Origin of the sequence: Cyclobacterium roseum (assembly GCF_010119225.1) — a bacterium.
Taxonomy (GTDB): domain Bacteria; phylum Bacteroidota; class Bacteroidia; order Cytophagales; family Cyclobacteriaceae; genus Cyclobacterium; species Cyclobacterium roseum.
Genome location: NZ_WNKF01000024.1, coordinates 53,429 through 66,800, shown reverse-complemented (window position 1 = coordinate 66,800; position 13,372 = coordinate 53,429). Strand labels below are relative to the sequence as shown.

Genomic DNA, 13,372 nt, shown 5'->3' with positions numbered 1-13,372 from the left:
CGAATATTCCGGAAAAATAGCCGCATAAAAAAGGCTGCCCTTTTCGGACAGCCTCGTTTTTTTAAATGCTGGTTACGACTGGGGATTTGTTTCGGCAGATGGCTCAAATAGGCTTTAATGGTTCCAATCGAAGAAATGTGGAGCTGATTATAGGAAAGTGTTTGCGGCTTTGAGTGACGTTCCCTCTGTTTCTTTTGTGCTGTGAAAGCAATAAAACGATGGCATATTCTTTGTTATGACGGGTGTGTATGAATTCAATTAATTTTAAGAAGTCATGTTTACATTATTTCAATCTTCAAAAAAATTTCCTCAGATCAGGTATGTCAATTTGAATCAGGTCCATTTGTATATGATGAAATTCGAGGAGTCGATCAGGAATTTAGAAGAATTTCAAAAAGAAAGTGCCTGATCTACAAGTTTATAAGGAAAAATAAAAGGGAGTGATTTGCTCCCTTTTTTTGTGTATTGGAAAAAAGGAAATTTTATTTGGTTTTTTTTTAAAGCCTATTTGCATTAGTTTTTCGATCATTTATTTTTCTTTACAAAGGATTCAAGTATTTTTATAAAAACCACAAACATTTGATTAAATGAGCTACATACATTTCGATAAGACGCAACTCATCAACCTGAATTATTCCTTGGAAAAGGAAATAATCCGTTCCAATCGCTCGGGTTGCTATACGAGTACAACGATTATCGGCTGCAATACCAGAAAATATCACGGCCTTTTGGTGGCTCCTCAGCCCCAGATTGACGGGCAATTGCATGTATTGCTTTCCAACGTGCACGAGACAATTGCTCAGAAAGATGCCCTATTCAATTTGGGTATCAACAAATATCCTGGTAATTATTTCCCCCGTGGCCACAAATACCTGGAAGATTTTGATTCCGAGCCCATTCCCAAACTCAGGTACCGGGTAGGTGGGGTGGTTTTGGAAAAGGAAATCATCCTGGACTCCACAGCAGACAGGGTCATGGTAAAATATACGCTGGTGGATGCCTTGATACCAACCAAATTGCGAGTCAGTCCCTTTTTGGCTTTCAGAGGTTATCACGGACTTTCCAAGGCTAATACCTATGTTAATAAAAAAATTAAGAAGATAAAAAAAGGGGTGCAATTCCGGCTTTACGAAGCCTATGACCCTCTTTCATTACAAATCTCAAAGGAGAATGTTTTTGTACCGGTTCCTGACTGGTTTTACAATATTGAGTACATCCGGGAAATTGAGCGGGGGTACGACTATCAGGAAGACCTGTACGTTCCCGGTTATTTTGAATTTGAAATCGAAAAAGGGGAATCGGTCATCTTGGCAGCTGGCTTAAAGGAGGCAGATTCTGAATCCTTACAGGAATCTTTTCAGAAGGAAATCAGCAGAAGAATTCCCAGAGACAATTTTGTAAATTGTTTGAAAAATGCGGCGGGTCAATTTATAAGCCGGCGAAGTGGAGAAACCCGGGTCATCGCGGGATATCCCTGGTTTGGTTGGTGGGGGAGAGACACCTTTATAGCCCTTCCAGGCCTGACTCTGACCCTGGGAGATAAACAAACCTTTTTGGATGTGATGGACTCGATGTCCAAAGATTTGAAAGGGGCCTTGTTTCCAAATGTTGGTAGCGGGGTAATGACGAATATGAATAGCATCGATGCCCCGCTTTGGTATTTCTGGGCTTTGCAGCAATACGTAATCTTCACGGGTGACAAGGAGACCGTTATTTCCAGATACCTGGAAAAATGCAAGGGGATCATAGATGGATTTACCAGGGGTACGGCTTTTAACATCCATGTTATGGATAACGGGTTACTGTGTGGAGGTGAAGAAGGGATCGCCCTTACCTGGATGGATGCGGTCACCAAAGACGGCCCGGTGACTCCGAGAATCGGGTGTCCGGTAGAGATCAATGCCTTGTGGTACAACGCCTTATTGTTTTTCCACGAACTTTCAGGAGACGAAGGAGCGAAGCATTTGGCTGATAAGTTGGAGGAATCCTTTGTGGAAACATTTTGGAGCGAAAAAAAGGGATACCTGGCGGATGTGGTAAAGGGAGAGAAAAAGGATTGGTCCATCCGGCCCAACATGGTATTCGCCACTTCTCTGCCTTACAGCCCTCTAAGCAACGAACAAAAAGATCATGTGCTGGAAGTGGTCAAGAACAATTTGTTTACGAATAGAGGACTCAGGACACTGGCACCAAGTGATCCACTTTATAAAGGATATTACCAAGGAGATCAGTACGAGCGGGACAACACCTACCACCAGGGAACCGCATGGCCCTGGCTGCTGGGACATTTTTCGGAAGGGTATTTGAAGTTGCATGGGAAACAAGGGAAAAAATTGGTTGAAAACATGATCAGCAGCTTCGATGGGGTGATGACCCAGTATGGTGTCGGCACCATAGCTGAAATATACGATGGAGATCCTCCCCACAGACCGAAAGGGGCCATATCACAGGCCTGGAGTGTGGGTGAATTGCTGCGGATGAAATATTTAATCGATAATCTTTAAAAAAGATTTATATGAAAGTTTTAATGTTTGGATGGGAATTTCCTCCTCATATTTCCGGGGGCTTGGGTACTGCCTGCTACGGGTTGGTAAAAGGAATGGCCCACCACAAACAAGACCTGATTTTTGTTGTCCCTAAATTATGGGGGGATGAGGATCCGTTGGCTGAGTTTGTCAATGCCAGTGATGTGGAAATCGACTACCGGGAACGTCGGTTCAGGGATATCTGGAAAAACCTCACCTACCTGGAGGTAAGCTCTTTTTTGATTCCTTACCTCAGTCCGGAAGAATATCACAACCATACCGAAAGACTGCTCAAAGACCAGGACGAATTGGAATCCAGCGTATTGGCCAATAAGTTTACTTTCAGTGGGAAGTATGGCAAAGATCTGATCCTGGAGGTCTCCCGGTACGCCTTGGTAGCTGCACAAATTGCAAAAAACAAAGAGTTTGACCTGATTCATGCACATGACTGGTTATCCTTTCCCGCAGGAATAGCAGCGAAACAAATGAGTGGAAAGCCGCTGATTGCACATGTACACGCGACAGAATTTGACCGTTCCGGGCAAACCGTTAACCAGCGGGTCTACGATATAGAGCGAGCCGGTATGGAAGCAGCGGATAAGATCATCGCCGTGAGCCAGCTCACTAAAAATACCATCGTGGCCAAATACGGTATACCCGAAGAGAAAGTCACGGTGGTCCACAATGCCGTATTAGACACCAGTATTATCAAGTCCAAGGAAGAGAAAAAAGTCCCCGAGAAAATCGTGACGTTCCTGGGACGAATCACCTTTCAAAAGGGGCCTGAGTACTTTGTAGAAGCGGCTCATAAAGTGATTAAAAAGGATGAAAATGTGCGATTCGTCATGGCCGGTTCCGGAGATTTACTGAATCGGATGATCTTGCGGGTGGCGGAGTTGCGGATCGGGACCAAGTTTCACTTTACGGGATTTCTCAAAGGAGACGATGTGGATAAGATGTTTGCGCTCAGTGATGTGTATGTGATGCCTTCTGTCTCCGAACCCTTCGGTATTTCCCCATTGGAGGCGGTCCGGCACAATACGCCGGTGATCATTTCCAAACAATCCGGAGTGGCGGAAGTACTTCAAAATGCCGTTAAAGTAGATTTTTGGGACATAGATGCCATGGCAGATGCTATTTTTGCCTTGCTTCATTACAATGGCATTTCCAAAATGTTTAAAGAGATGGGAAGGGAAGAGCTGAAAAAGCTCAAGTGGGAGCACGTGGCTAAAAAAGTCATCGATATATACAAGCAAACCGTAAATCAATAGGATATGAGAACCATTTGTTTTTACTTTCAAGTACACCAACCTTACAGATTGAAACCCTACCGATTTTTTGAGATTGGGGACGATCATGATTACTGGGATGATTATTCCAATAGAAACATCATGAAAAAGGTGGCTAAAAAATGTTACCTGCCGATGAATCAACTTTTGCTTGAGCTCATTCGAAAATACCAGGGAAAGTTCAAAGTTTGCTTTTCTATATCCGGGACCATCCTGGACCAAATGGAGGCCTACGCCCCGGAAGTTTTGCATAGCTTTCAGGAACTGGTGGCCACGGGTCATGTGGAATTGCTAAACGAAACGTATTCCCACTCCCTCTGTGCCTTGAAAAGTGAATCAGAGTTCAAAGACATGGTACACCTTCACCAGGAGAAAATAAAGCAATATTTCAACGGATATACGCCAAAAGTATTTCGAAATACGGAGTTGATTTATTCAGATAGTATTGGTGAAATGGTGGCTAAAATGGGTTTTGACGGTATCCTCTCTGAAGGAGCCAAACATATCCTGGGCTGGAAAAGCCCTAATTTTGTCTACGTGAATGCCAACGAGCCTAAACTAAAAGTATTGCTCAAAAACTTCCGCCTGAGTGATGACATTGCCTTTCGGTTTGGGGAAACCAAATGGTCCGATTATCCCCTTACAACAGACAAATTCATGGGCTGGCTAAACCAGGTACCGGGGGAAGATGAGGTGATCAATCTGTTTATGGATTACGAAACCTTTGGGGAACACCAATGGAAAGAAACGGGGATTTTTGAATTTATGCGGCATCTTCCTGAAGCAGTGTTCAATCAAACCAACTTTTCTTTTTCCACTCCTTCGGAAGTTATTGCCAATGCTTCGCCTGTGGGAAAAATTCACGTCCCCATTCCCATTTCCTGGGCAGATGAGGAGCGGGATCTGACTGCCTGGCTGGGTAACGATCTACAGGACGAGGCATTTGACCGGTTATTCGAACTGGAAGGCAGGGTGAAGAAATCCAAAGACCCGGCCATCCATCGGGATTGGCGCTACCTGCAAACCAGCGATCACTTCTATTACATGTGCACCAAGTTTTTTTCTGACGGGGATATTCATGCTTATTTTAGCCCTTACGAAAGTCCCTATGAGGCATTTATAAACTATATGAATGTTTTGAGCGACTTTATTTTACGGCTCAAACAGGATGAAAAAGATGCTGTCTCGGGTTAATTCCCTGATTATCATTCGGATTTGAATCAAAACCGGGCGATCGCTTTTTCGACCTCTACTGGGTTGGAAATTTGGGTAGCCCGGTTTTTTTAGCTAAAACTGTAGCTAACCTGGCTGCCTTTTTCCTGGTCCAGCTCCACCCTGGCATAAACCGCGACTTCTTGCTGTAGTTCCTCCACATGGCTAATAATACCCACGATCCGGTTTTCATGACGAAGTGCTTTCAAGGTTTCAAAGACCACCCGAAGAGAATTCCGGTCCAGGGCTCCGAAACCCTCATCCAGGAAGAAAAAACTTTGATCAGCCTGATTAAGGGATTTGACTTTTTCGGCCAATGCGAGTGCCAGACATAAGGAAGCTTGAAAGGTTTGGCCACCTGAAAGGGTTTTCAACAAACGTTTTTTGCCCCCGTTCAGAAAATCCGTTACCCAAAATGTATTGTTATCATCTATCTCCAGGCTCAGGCTGTTCTTGGTCAGTTTGGAAAAGCGCAGATTGGCTGTATGGCAGAGTTCTTTCAGGTAAATCCGGCTTACATACTTGACAAAGCCGCTGCCTTTAAATAGCTGGTCGAGTTCTTTGAGATACGACAGGCGGGTTTCCAGTTTACGAAACGTTTGGGTTAATTCCGCTTTCAAGACAAGTTTTTCCCGAAGTTCTTGGAGAGATTGATTGAGGAGCGTGAGCTTGTTTTTCACGGCTTCCAGTTCCTCTTTTTCCTGCAAATGAGAAGCTTTTAGGGTCTCATAAGTTTGATGCTGAAAGTCCGGTACACCCGGTATATTTTCCAATTCCGAAATTCGAGACCTTACTACGGAACATTTTTTTTCATATTCCCGGATTTGATGGTCGGTCTTGTCAGCATCCATACTGCTGGTAAAAAGGGCTTCCAGTGTTTGTTTGTCGGAAAAGCCGTATTCCAAAAGTAATTTTTCGTAATCGGCATTCAGGCTGGCGAGTTTTTCGGTACTTCGCTCCTTTTTTTTCTCATAATTGGAAAGGTTGGCCAGGTTGGTGGCAGCCTTTTCTCTGGTTTCTTTCAATACTTTCTGCTTGCTGTCCAGAAAATCGGCCGTTTCCTTGATGTCCTGTTGTACTTTTGCTATCGTTTGGCGGATGATTTCAGCCGATTTTTTCAGATAAGACTGGGCAAATTGCAGGTCTGAGATCTCCTCTTCTTTTGCTTTGATCGTACTTTTGAGACGTAAAAGGCGCTCTTCTGCCTTTCTTAATTCTTGCTGTGTCAGCTCCCGTTGCTTCCGGACCTGTTCCAGATTTTTTCTGCCTTCCCGAATGGTTTTATCCAGCGCAGCCTGTTTTTTAACCTTTTCTTCCAGTTCGCCTCGTTTGGAGTCCAGCGATTCCGTATCGGTAATGCCTCTTGCTGCGAGCTTTTTTTGAAGCTGATCCAGTTGTTGCTGCTGAAGGGTTAGCTCTTCGCTTTTATTCCGGAGTTGGACGGAATGGTTTTCTTCCTTGGTTTTTTGGAGGAGTAACTCCCTGGCCATCTCTTGCGTTTGGTCTAGTTTTTTCAGGCTGTTTTCCCAGGAGGCTTGAATTTTCGTTAACGGATTATCGGAAAGGTGCGCATCCAGGGGATCGGGGTGCTCCAGGGAGCCGCATAAAGGACAAGGTTCCCCTTCCCTAAGTGCGTGCGCATGGTTTTGCAAGGCTTTTTTCTCAATCAACCTTTCTTTTTCCAATTCCCATTTTTTAATAACTTCCTTCTGCGCTGCCACCCACTGCTCAAAGTCAGTAAAATCCGATGGAAGGAAAGCCAGGAGTTCTTCCACCCGGCTGGTAAACGCCCGTGCTTCTTTTTTTAGATTTTCCTCTTGCCCTTTCAGAGCCTCTTTTTGCGTCAAAAGCGTCTTCCATTCCTTTGCCTGCTGCTGCAGTTCCGCCAGTTCTTGATGGTCGCTGGAAAGATCAAAACCTTCGGTTTCCCTGTCCAACTCCATTAATTGCTTTTCCAGGGATTCCTGCTTTCGGAGCAATTCCTCCAACTGCGGTTGCATGGATTCCAGCTTGCCCTGAGAAGCTCGAAGTTCTCCGGTGAGGGCTTGAATCTCCAGGACTTTTTGCAAATCCCGGATTTTGGCTTCTCGTTGAGGCCGTTTGTCCGCTTTTTTCTTCAGGTCGGTCTCTTGCGCTTCCAGGGTTTTGATTTGCTCGTTATAGGCTTGTTCAAAGCGCTGGCAGTCGATCGTTCCTACCGTAGCTTCTTCCAGGGCCAGGTTTTCTTCCTTTATTTTTTCCCACACGGGCAATAGGTAGGTTCGGGCCTGAAGGTAGGCTTTTAGTTCATTTTTCTTTTTTTCTATATCAGGGAGTTGGTTTTCCAGGGTCTCCCAGATTTTCCTGGATTGAAGGAGTTCCTGATATTTTTCCCGGAACCCTTCCATTTGCTGTAATTTTTTACCAGATCTTTCGAAGGATCGCTCTTTTTCCCTGACCATCTGCTCGGTTTTTTCCTGTTCGGATTGTTGTGCTTCAAAAAGCTCCGGACTTAGGTTTTCCAGTGGTTCCAGCTTGGTTTCGAGTTTGATCTTCTCCTCTCTGGCTTTTTTATAAAGGGTTCCGGTATTTCCGGAGAGGTCAAATCGCTCGAGTCCAAATAATTCCTTCATCATGGCTGCTCGGGGTCCCGGAGTTAGATCAATGAACTCCCGAAACTTTCCTTGTGGAATGATCACCGTTTGTTTGAAATGGTCCATCCTCATGCCGAGGATGGCCTCCGCTTTTTCCTCCAGGGGAACCAGTTCCTCCTTTTCTTTCAGGTAAAAATGATGTTCTGCCGGCCGGATTTCATCGAAATTTTTCGGATTTCTTTTTACTCGGTACCGTGCCAGGTAATGGTTCCTGTTGTTTTTGCCGGCCTTAAATTCAAAGCTTATCTGAAGGGAATCGCTTTGAAGATTGACCATGCTGTTTTTTTCACCTCTATCGGAAAGCCTTTCGGTACTTCCGTACAGTGCCAGTAAGATGGCTTCCAACAAAGATGATTTACCACTCCCCACGGCACCAAAGATACCAAATAGCCCGGCAGCAGTTAGGGATGTAAAATCTATGGTTTGGGTTTCTTTGTAGGAATAGAGTCCTTTTAAGGTAAGTTTTACGGGAATCATGAGGGATCAACTTGGGCGATGACTTCTTTGAAAATAGCGATTAATTCCTGATTGGGGGGCTGTCCTTTTTCACTTTGGTAATACATGTTGAAAAGGCTGGGCATGTCTTTTTCCAGATCCCGAACCTGCAACTGGTGATCAGATTCGGTTTTTCTGTTTTTGATCTGAGGAATAAGGTTAATGATGCCGTCGTGCGCCTGCATCAGGGATCTTCGGGTCTCCGCATCTATGGAGTGGTCCGTTTCATAGGTCAGTTCTACAAAGCAGTGCGGATTTGCTTCCAACCATTCCAATGCAGTCGTTAAGTTGTCAAAGGTTTTTCTTTCCAGGCGCCTGCCCTGATAGAGGGGGATGGCTTCATAGTGGGCCGGTTTCCCTGGACAGGCATCTATGAGTACCACTTGCTTCTGCTGTCCGGCTTCGCTAAAGGAATAGGCAAGCGGAGAGCTGGCATACACTGTGGGGACAGGCGCTGTGCTACAGGCATGGTACCGGTGTAAATGGCCCAGTGCCGCGTACTGAATTTGATTGGGGATTTGGGAGGTGTGGAGTGCCTGGGTGCCTCCAACGTGCAGAATGGGTCGCTCGCTTTCGGGCTCAGGTTCCGGCGTTTCCCCTTCCTTCACAAAAAAGAAATGACCTAAAAAAAGGTTAACTCCGCGATCGTCGCAATGGCGATCTGCAAGTTCCTTCCAGCGGTTTCCCAGGACCGTTCTCAGCTCTGATTCGCGGTCTTCCTCTCCCAGGTACGTTCGCAATAACAGCTCGTTGGCATAGGGAGCGAGGAGGATGCGAACCGGGAAATCATGCTGGGGCAGTTTCAGGGATACGAATCCCGGATCAGAAAGGAGGACTTCCGTGCCGTTTTCTGATTTACCCACGGGTATCACCGTGTCGTATCGGCTGTAAAAGAAAATTCCCATTTCCCGGGCTAGTGGATCGGGTGCCTCTATAAACTGAGTGCTGTCGTGATTTCCAGAGATGACCACGATTGGCCTCTGCCCATTTTTGGAGAGCTTGCGCAGGGTTTTGTAAAGTAGCTCCACGGCTTCGTGACTGGGATTAAACGTATCGAAAACGTCTCCTGCAAGCAAGACCATGTCTACTTCATGGCTATCTGCAATGGAGACAATTTCTTCCAATACCGCTTTCTGCTCTTCCAGGCGGGAAACGTCCTGCAGTCTTTTCCCCAAATGCCAGTCTGCCGTGTGTAATAGTTTCATGGGCGGTAATTCAAATGCTAAAAGTTTAATTTTATGCTAAATTTACTTCAATATCGGAGCGAGGCAAAGACTAATTCGTAAAAATTACCTAAGGTAAGATCGGGTTTTTAAGAAAAATGTATTTATTTGTTACGTTGAAAGGAATTTTTCTAACTAGTGTAAAGGATTGATAGCGATGTGGTTTATGAAAAAGGTTGTGATGATCGTGTTGTTGGCTCATTTTTGGTTCGTTTTTTCTTCAAAGGCTCAGTCCCCGTTTTCGGCACCGGATTCCTTGCTGGTTATCCAGGAAGGTATTGCCAGCTATTATGGCACCCGCTTTCATAACCGGATGACGGCCAATGGGGAAATTTATGACATGTGGCAATTCACCGCGGCACACAAGCACCTGCCCTTCGGGACCTTGCTGAAAGTGACCAATAAGAAAAACGGAATGCAGGCGGTTGTGCGTATCAACGACCGCTTGCCCAAATCTTCTACACGGATTATTGACCTATCCAAAGGGGTTGCAGAACACCTGGAAATGGTAAACGATGGAATTGTTCCTGTGACCCTGGAATTGCTCAGTCACCATGCCATCGACTGGGTAAGGCAGCAGTACAAAGTGGTTCCGCGGGATATCCGACTGAGGAGCTATTTTCACGGGATAGCCTACACCAAGGACGAGCAGCTCATCCAAAGTGCTTTGAGAGAATCGCTTCAAAAGAAGTAGGAAACGGTAGCCTAAACCAGATTCAAACCGGAACGTTACTACTAGCCGAAATTAAGGGGCAGAGATTACGCTTACCTATGGTCGTTACAGATTATTGTTTTACTTTTGCTGTCTTAAATCCCTGCAAACTACCTTCATTATGAGTAAAGTAAGAGCCAAGAAGCATCTGGGACAACACTTTTTGCGTGACCTACAAGTGGCGGAACGGATCGCAACTTCGCTCGAAGGATTTGGGGGCGGCCGGTATGTGTTGGAAATAGGACCGGGAATGGGGGTTCTGACCGATTTTTTAGTAGAAAAACCCTGGGAACTAACCCTGATTGAGATCGATAAAGAGTCTGTCGTTTACCTGCGGGAGAAATATGCGAAGCATTCGCTTCGGATAGTGGAGGGAGACTTTTTGGACAATCAATACAGAACGCTTTATGATACACCTTACGCCATAATAGGTAATTTTCCCTACAATATTTCCAGCCAGATCTTCTTCAAGGTTTTGGAAGAAAGGCATCAGGTGATGGAAGTGGTGGGGATGCTTCAAAAGGAAGTAGCAGAACGAATTACCGCCAAGAAAGGAAGTAAGGTCTACGGCATTTTGAGTGTATTGCTGCAGGCTTTTTACGAAACAGCCTACCTGTTCACCGTTCCTCCTGAAGTATTCGACCCGGCTCCAAAAGTGCAGAGCGGAGTGATCCAATTGAAACGAAATTCGGTTCGGGAGCTACCTTGCGACGAAAAGCTGTTTTTCAGATTGGTAAAGCAAGCGTTTCACACTCGGAGGAAAACCCTGCGAAATGCCCTGAAACCAATGGGCCTTTCCGAAGAATTTAAAAGCATGGACATGCTGGATCTAAGGGCAGAACAACTGGGAGTGGAGGAGTTTGTTTATTTAACTCAAAAATTGGAAGCATCGTGGAAGCTATAAAGACATTCGAACTTTCCAAAGAATACTTGGAAGCGCTTCGGGAGAGTATCTCGGAAGCCCACATTCAGTTTATTCAGGAGTCCATGCAGGATGCCAAAAAGGCCGATATAGCGGCCCTGTTGGATGAATTGGAAATGGAGGAAGCACTTTTTGTGCTGCGGGCCCTGGATCCGGATTTTTCTGCGGACATTCTGATTGAGCTGGACGAAGATTCCCAATACAAGGTGATTACCTCCATGCCTCCGGAAGAACTGGCCACTCTGATCGACCACATGGATTCAGATGATGCGGTGGATGTGCTGAATCAATTGGTGGTGAACGACCGGGAAGCCGTCATCAGCCACCTGGAACAAAAGGAAAAATCCCTTTACATCATCGAATTGCTCCGGTACGATGAGGACAGTGCTGGTGGATTGATGGCCAAAGAGATCATTAAAGCCAACCTCAACTGGACTGTGGTACAGACCATCGATGAAATCCGCCGGCAGGCAGAAAATGTGGAAAAGATTTTTTCGATTTACGTGGTGGATAACAAGGAAAAGCTATTGGGCAGAATAGCCTTAAAGAAATTGATTCTGGCATCCTCAGGTACCAAAGTAGCTGATTTGTACGAGGACAACATTATTTCAGTACCCACTTATATGGAAGGGGAAGAGGTAGCCGAGATCATGCGAAAATACGATCTGGAAGCGGTTCCGGTGGTGAATGTTAAAAACAAGTTGGTTGGACGGATAACGGTAGATGATATTTTGGATCTGATCCGGGAGCAGGCAGAGGAAGACATTCAGGCCATGACCGGTTTTTCGGATGACGTGGAAGAATCCGACTCCATTTACCGCCTCTCCCGTGCTCGGCTTCCCTGGCTGGTCATAGGTATGGTGGGAGGATTGATGGGAGCAGGCTTTATTGGTTTTTTTGAAGAAGGGTTGAATGCCGTCACTGCGCTGGCTTTTTTTATTCCCTTAATCACGGCTACAGGGGGAAATGTGGGCATTCAATCCTCCACGCTGGTAGTACAGAGCCTGGCGAATAGATCGGTATTTGAAGACAGCCTGACCAAACGTTTTCTGAAGGTACTTTTGGTGGCCGTGCTCAATGGATTGGTATTGGCTTTGTTTGTGTTTCTCACGGTGGTATTTCTTTACGGGCAGGAGACTAAATTTGGTCTGGTCGTAAGCATTGCATTATTCAGTGTGGTCTTACTGGCATCCTTTATGGGCACGCTTACCCCGATCGTGCTGGATAAGATTGGGATAAACCCGGCCATGGCATCGGGGCCATTTATTACTACTGCCAATGACCTGCTGGGCCTGGGCGTTTATTTTGGGGTAGCCACCTTACTATTGAACCTTTAATTAAACCATGAGAATACTGATCATCGACCAAATGCACGAAAGCATTGTGCCTTTGCTGGAAGAAAAAGGGCATCAAGTGGATTACCGGCCTGAAATAGACCGTGAGGGGATCCTGGCTGTTTTGCAAGATTATGAGGGGTTGATCATTCGATCGAAGACACCCATCGATAAAGAACTGCTGCAAGAAGCCCCTCTATTGAAATTTGTAGCCAGAGCGGGAGCCGGCTTGGATAACATCGACCTGGATTACCTGGAAGAAAAAGGGATCTCCCTGCATCATGCTGCAGAAGGCAACCGGGATGCCGTGGCCGAACACGCATTGGGCATGCTGTTGACCTTGTTCAACCATTACCTGCAATCTGACCAGCAGGTGAGAAAAGGTATTTGGGATCGGGAAGGAAACAGGGGAGTGGAGCTGTCTGGCAAAACGGTGGGCATCTTCGGATATGGAAATATGGGAAGTGCTTTTGCACAACGACTTCGGGGCTTTGGGGTCGAAATACTGGCCTACGATAAATTCAAGTCTGGCTTTGGGGATGAATGGGTAAAAGAGAGTAGTTTTCAGGCCATACAAGAAAAGGCAGATGTACTGAGTATCCATGTTCCCCTCACGGCTGAGACCAGATATTTTTTTAGTCCCGAAATTCTGTCGGGTTTTCGCAAGTCTTTTTACCTCATCAATACCGCCCGGGGGGAGGTAATCCGAATGGACACCTTGAATGAAGTCCTGCAAAACGGTAAGTTGAAAGGGGCAGCTCTCGATGTTTTGGAAAAGGAAAAGCTCCAGGCACTGACGGCTTCAGAGCGACTGTCCTTTGAAGCACTCAGCAGAAGGTCCAATGTGCTTTTTTCACCTCATGTTGCGGGCTGGAGCCATGAGTCCTACCGGAAAATCAACCAGGTGCTGGTAGCCAAAATCGAAGGAGAGTGGAAGGGTTGATCCCCCAATAATTGGCCCCTTAAATTGTAAAATAAGAATTCTTATTTTATCTTTGTTGATACAAAATACAGGAAGCATATGGGA

The 13,372-nt window shown here is 45.7% G+C and carries 9 protein-coding genes; 7 read left to right on the top strand and 2 right to left on the bottom strand.

The genetic code is table 11. The features are described 5' to 3' along the window. Window positions 1-587: 587 nt before the first annotated feature. The 3 genes from GJQ68_RS21890 to GJQ68_RS21880 are packed head-to-tail and all read left to right on the top strand — an operon-like array spanning window position 588 to window position 5,008. On the top strand, window positions 588-2,504 hold the full coding sequence (locus tag GJQ68_RS21890) for an amylo-alpha-1,6-glucosidase (protein WP_162419398.1): 1,917 nt from the start codon (window positions 588-590) through the stop codon (window positions 2,502-2,504). An 11-nt stretch (window positions 2,505-2,515) separates the two neighbouring features. Then, a complete protein-coding gene (locus GJQ68_RS21885; RefSeq protein ID WP_162419397.1) occupies window positions 2,516-3,796 on the top strand; it encodes a glycosyltransferase family 4 protein in 1,281 nt (426 codons plus the stop codon). Between the two features lie 3 nt (window positions 3,797-3,799). Beyond that, a complete protein-coding gene (locus GJQ68_RS21880; protein ID WP_162419396.1) occupies window positions 3,800-5,008 on the top strand; it encodes a glycoside hydrolase family 57 protein in 1,209 nt (402 codons plus the stop codon). An 89-nt stretch (window positions 5,009-5,097) separates the two neighbouring features. Here the strand turns inward: GJQ68_RS21880 and GJQ68_RS21875 are convergent, their stop codons facing one another. Continuing rightward, window positions 5,098-8,136: an AAA family ATPase gene (locus tag GJQ68_RS21875; protein WP_162419395.1), complete on the bottom strand. Its 3,039-nt coding sequence runs from the start codon at window positions 8,134-8,136 to the stop codon at window positions 5,098-5,100. Continuing rightward, window positions 8,133-9,359 (bottom strand): metallophosphoesterase family protein, encoded by a 1,227-nt coding sequence (locus tag GJQ68_RS21870; protein WP_162419394.1) that lies wholly within the window; start codon window positions 9,357-9,359, stop codon window positions 8,133-8,135. Before GJQ68_RS21870 ends, GJQ68_RS21875 begins: the two co-directional genes overlap by 4 nt. 184 nt (window positions 9,360-9,543) lie before the next feature. On the opposite strand from GJQ68_RS21870, the gene GJQ68_RS21865 reads away from it, so the two are divergent. The 4 genes from GJQ68_RS21865 (at window position 9,544) to GJQ68_RS21850 (ending at window position 13,288) form a co-directional block, all read left to right on the top strand. Beyond that, on the top strand, window positions 9,544-10,071 hold the full coding sequence (locus tag GJQ68_RS21865) for a septal ring lytic transglycosylase RlpA family protein (protein ID WP_162419393.1): 528 nt from the start codon (window positions 9,544-9,546) through the stop codon (window positions 10,069-10,071). 139 nt (window positions 10,072-10,210) lie between these two features. Continuing rightward, window positions 10,211-10,993 (top strand): 16S rRNA (adenine(1518)-N(6)/adenine(1519)-N(6))-dimethyltransferase RsmA, encoded by a 783-nt coding sequence (gene rsmA, locus GJQ68_RS21860; RefSeq protein WP_162419392.1) that lies wholly within the window; start codon window positions 10,211-10,213, stop codon window positions 10,991-10,993. Further along, window positions 10,981-12,348 carry a magnesium transporter gene (mgtE, locus tag GJQ68_RS21855; RefSeq protein WP_162419391.1) on the top strand — a complete coding sequence of 456 codons (1,368 nt, stop codon included), beginning with the start codon at window positions 10,981-10,983 and terminating at the stop codon, window positions 12,346-12,348. The genes rsmA and mgtE overlap by 13 nt, the downstream gene beginning before the upstream one ends. A 7-nt stretch (window positions 12,349-12,355) precedes the next feature. Continuing rightward, window positions 12,356-13,288 carry an NAD(P)-dependent oxidoreductase gene (locus GJQ68_RS21850; RefSeq protein WP_162419390.1) on the top strand — a complete coding sequence of 311 codons (933 nt, stop codon included), beginning with the start codon at window positions 12,356-12,358 and terminating at the stop codon, window positions 13,286-13,288. The last annotated feature ends 84 nt before the right edge of the window (window positions 13,289-13,372 follow it).